The following is a 3,722-nucleotide window of genomic DNA, read 5'->3' as shown; positions in this document are numbered from 1 at the left end:
GGGCCGTCGTGGAGCCGGGGCAATCGTGACAGTGAGGGGCGTTGATCAGCCGTTCGAGGGCGTACGGCCGAAGCAGCGCTCCAGCTCGTTCAGGTCGTAGAACTTGCTGCCCTTCGAGACGGGACGGCAGCCGGCCTTGAACGCGGTCTCCTTCTCGTTGTAGAGCATGCGCACGAGGTAGGCGTTGCCCTTGCGGTAGACGTCCCACTGGATGTTCGAGCCGAGCGGGGCGACGGAGGCGCCGCGCCACGGGTTGCTCGCGTAGGTGTACGGCTGGTCGGCCGTGACGGCCTTCGTGCTGCCGGGCAGGCCCATCAGCGCGGCCAGCGGGATGATCTCCTCGGCGTGGGTGAACCGGAGTTCGGCGCCCAGGTCGCTCGTGCCGTCGCGCTTGGCCTCGACCTGCTTGAAGAAGTCGTCGAGCAGGACGTCGGCCATCTTGTACGTGATGTCGCTGTCCGCGAAGCCCGGCCCCTTCTCGTAGAAGTCCTCGGCGTCGGAGATGTACCCGAACCAGTCGGCGTCGCGCGCCGAGATGTACCGGTCCATGCCCCAGCCCTTGCCGCCCGGGCTCTCCTCGCTCATCGCGGGGGCGATGGCGTACAGGTTGTAGACGGCCGTGGCGGCCTCGACGTCCGTGCCGATCGACGAGAACTCGCCCGCCGTGATCCGGTCCACGAACGCGGGCTTGAAGAGCTTCCTCAGTACGTCGCGGGCGGCGCGGTGGGTCTTCGGCTGGTCGGTGACGGTCTTGAGGGTCGTCGCGAGCCGCTGGTCGTTGGCGATGTAGTCGCGGTACGCGGCACCGCCGGCGGCCTTGTGGAAGTAGAGGAGGTCCTTGTCGGTACGGGTCGTGCCGATGAGGGAGGTGAGGTCGGGGTCGGTCTGCGCGAGCGCGGCTCCGTACAGATTGGCGCTGTCGACGGCACGCCCCTGCCCCGAACTGACGACGTCGATGGGCTCCTTGTCCTTCGCGATCGTCGCGAAGAGGGAGGGCAGCCGCTTGGCCGTCCGGGTGGCGGTGGCCTGGATCTCCGCCTTGCCGCGCGCGCTGAGGTTGCCGTACCCGATCGTGCTCATGGCGGCTTCGAGGGCCTGCGTCTTCGGCCCGAACTCCCGCCCCTTCGCGGTGAGCTGGCCCTCCGCCTCGGCCTTGTTCCACAGCGCGAGGATCAGGTCGCCGTCCGAGCCGTCGGTCGCGGAGCGCGATCCGTGCCGGGACACGTTCTCGGTGAAGACGGGGGTGAAGCCGGCCGGGGCCTTCTGGTACGAGCGGGAGTTCTGCTCCGGCGTGTACACGGCCTTCGTGCCGTAACTGTCGGTGTGGGCGTTGCCGCCGGGGGCGGCCTGGGCGGCGAACGGGGTGGCCAGCAGCGCGGCCGTGCCGAGGACCACGGCGGGGGTGACACGTCTCATGAGCTGCATGTTTCGCGGGGGACATGAACGCCGGGTGCACTCGGGATGACTCCCGGGGCTCGGCTTCCCGGCCGCGCGTCGGAAGCGGATCAGCAGGGCTTGCGGGCAGGGCGGGGCGGTTCGACCTGCCCGGTACCACTTCCTGATCCTGATCCTGATCCTGATCCTGGCCACGGACGAACGGCCCGCCGTGCAGAATGCACCGCATGTTCGGACCCGCGCCGCTCCAACGCCTGTCCCTGCCCGAGGAGTTCACCCTGCTGTCGTACGGGGAGAACGGCAGGGTGCCCAACTCCCGTCAGGCCGCGGCCGGTTGCGCGGCGGCGGAACTCGGTGAACTGGCCCTGCGGAGAAGGCTGTTGGTCAGGCCCAGGAAGACCCGGAAACTCGGCGTCGAGATCTACCGGCTCCGCGGCGAAATCGAGCTGTCTCCCAACACGCCCCACACAGGCCTGACTTGGGCGGACGACCTGCTGTCCGCCCTGTGGACCCGCACAACCGCCCTCGCCCCCCGCCCCCTCACGGTGACCCGCTGGCTCAGGGAACGCGGCCGGGAAGCACTCGCGCTGCACCCGAGCGCACTCACCGGGCGAGGCGTACTGCGCCACAGCCCCGGCACCCTCCTCACCAGAACACGCCACCACCCGGACACCGCCCTCCGCGGCGCGCTGATCGAAGGCGTCCGTGCCGTCCGCGCCGAACGGGTGCCGCTGGACGAACACATGCTGTTCCTCTGCGACTTGCTGGACGGCGCCGACCTGACGAAGGACTTCGGCCTCACCATGACCCGTCCCCAACGCCTCGAACGCGCCCGGGGCATCGGCGCGGCAGGGGCCCTCCCGGAAGCCCTGCGCGACACCAGCACCGTGCTGGGCTTCTCACTGCCGGCCCGGGAGGGCAGGACGATCACGGTCGGCGACTAACTGCCCTTCCGGGCCACCGCGCCGTAGATGCCGATGGGCGCGGCGTTCGGGTCGGGCGTTTCCTCGGGCCGCCAGTGGGTGACGCGGACCAGGCCCGGGTCGACGAGGGTGAAGTCGCCGAAGAAGTCCAGGACTTGGGCGTGGGTGCGCAGGTTCAGGGTGGCGGTGGCCCGGTTGTAGACGGACGCCGCCTCCTCGCGCTGGTCCTCGTGTACGTCACCGGTGGCGTGCGAGAGAACGAGATAGGAACCCGCCGGCAGTGCGTCGCGCAGGGTGGCGACGATGCCGTACGGGTCCCCGTCGTCGGCGAGGAAGTGCACGACGGCCACCAGCAGCACCGCCACCGGCCGGTCGAAGTCGATGGCCTTGCGGACCTCGGGGTGGTCGAGGATGGCGCGGGGATCGCGCAGGTCGGCCAGGATGACGGAGGTGTCGGTGCCCTCCATCAGGGCCATCGAGTGGGTGCTGACGATCGGGTCGTTGTCGACGTAGACGATCCGGGTGTCCGGGGCGACGGCTTGCGCGATCTGGTGCACGTTCGGCTCGGTGGGCAGCCCGGTGCCGATGTCGAGGATCTGCCGCACCCCGCCCTCCTCCACCACATGGCGGACGGCCCGGTGCATGAAGCGCCGGTTGGCCCGGACACCCTCCCGCACCTCGGGAGCGGCCTTGATGAACTGCTCGGCGGCGTCCCTGTCGACCGGGTAGTTGTCCTTCCCCCCGAGGAAGTAGTCGTACATCCGCGCCGGGTGGGGCTTGCTGGTGTCGATGATCAGTGGCTGGGCGCCACTGCCGTCCCCGCTGGGAGAGGTCATGAGGCCAGGCTCCGTCTTGGTGAGTGGCTGTCAGATCATCATCCTGGCATGCCGACGGTCGTCCGGACGACGACTCCGTCGGATCGGGAATTGACAAATTGGCTTGCGACATGTCCTCGGTGGATTTCTGGAACCGGGCGTTGTTTCTCTTGAATTAATTGACAGAAGGGGGCTGGTGTGGCCCTGGTAACTCCCTCTGGGAATAAGCTGGTTCATGGGAAAGGGGAATTGACAGGGGTCTGTTCGTTCCCTACGGTCCAAGCGTCAGTTCTTTATCGAGCGCACCCGAGGTTGTTTCTTCGTGCAGGCCACCTATCTGCCCGACCGGCATATGTTCGCCCTGTGGAATTGGCCCGGCCGAGCCGGGGGCGCCGCTCCGCCCGCCGATGACGTCGAGGCCGTCGCGCTGGTCGTCCCGACCCCGGACCTCGACGGGTTCGAGGTGACCGACGTCGACTGCGCGCTCATCGAGCCGGACCGGCTCACCGACGCACCCCTCGACGCGCCCGGCCGGTCGGTGGATGTCTGGCGGCAGCTGCTCGCCGGGGGCGACGCGACCCTGCCGATC

3 protein-coding genes and 1 pseudogene are annotated in these 3,722 nt (G+C 69.0%); 2 read left to right on the top strand and 2 right to left on the bottom strand.

Features of this window, described 5'->3' with window-relative positions:
* Positions 1-45: 45 nt before the first annotated feature.
* Positions 46-1,416: a histidine-type phosphatase gene (locus tag R6V09_RS48460; protein ID WP_317887824.1), complete on the bottom strand. Its 1,371-nt coding sequence runs from the start codon at positions 1,414-1,416 to the stop codon at positions 46-48.
* A gap of 206 nt (positions 1,417-1,622) precedes the next feature.
* Here R6V09_RS48460 and R6V09_RS48455 point away from each other — a divergent pair, with 206 nt between their 5' ends.
* Positions 1,623-2,339: a GPP34 family phosphoprotein gene (locus R6V09_RS48455; protein ID WP_317887823.1), complete on the top strand. Its 717-nt coding sequence runs from the start codon at positions 1,623-1,625 to the stop codon at positions 2,337-2,339.
* On the opposite strand, the gene R6V09_RS48450 is transcribed toward R6V09_RS48455, so the two are convergent.
* A complete protein-coding gene (locus R6V09_RS48450) occupies positions 2,336-3,154 on the bottom strand; it encodes an SAM-dependent methyltransferase (protein ID WP_317887822.1) in 819 nt (272 codons plus the stop codon). The two genes, R6V09_RS48455 and R6V09_RS48450, sit on opposite strands and share 4 nt — an antisense overlap.
* A gap of 301 nt (positions 3,155-3,455) precedes the next feature.
* On the opposite strand from R6V09_RS48450, the pseudogene R6V09_RS48445 reads away from it, so the two are divergent.
* Positions 3,456-3,722: pseudogene (locus R6V09_RS48445) on the top strand (DEAD/DEAH box helicase); the annotation flags it as partial.

It is taken from the genome of Streptomyces sp. W16 (assembly GCF_033194735.1).
Lineage (GTDB): Bacteria > Actinomycetota > Actinomycetes > Streptomycetales > Streptomycetaceae > Streptomyces.
The sequence above is the reverse complement of the archived record's forward strand: the minus strand, read 5'-3'. Positions and strand labels throughout refer to the sequence as shown.

Excerpts from the sequence above, each read along its gene's own strand:
- R6V09_RS48450 (WP_317887822.1), bottom strand. The coding sequence starts at position 3,154 with ATGACCTCTCCCAGCGGGGACGGCAGTGGCGCCCAGCCACTGATCATC.
- R6V09_RS48460 (WP_317887824.1), bottom strand. The coding sequence starts at position 1,416 with ATGAGACGTGTCACCCCCGCCGTGGTCCTCGGCACGGCCGCGCTGCTG.
- R6V09_RS48455 (WP_317887823.1), top strand. The coding sequence starts at position 1,623 with ATGTTCGGACCCGCGCCGCTCCAACGCCTGTCCCTGCCCGAGGAGTTC.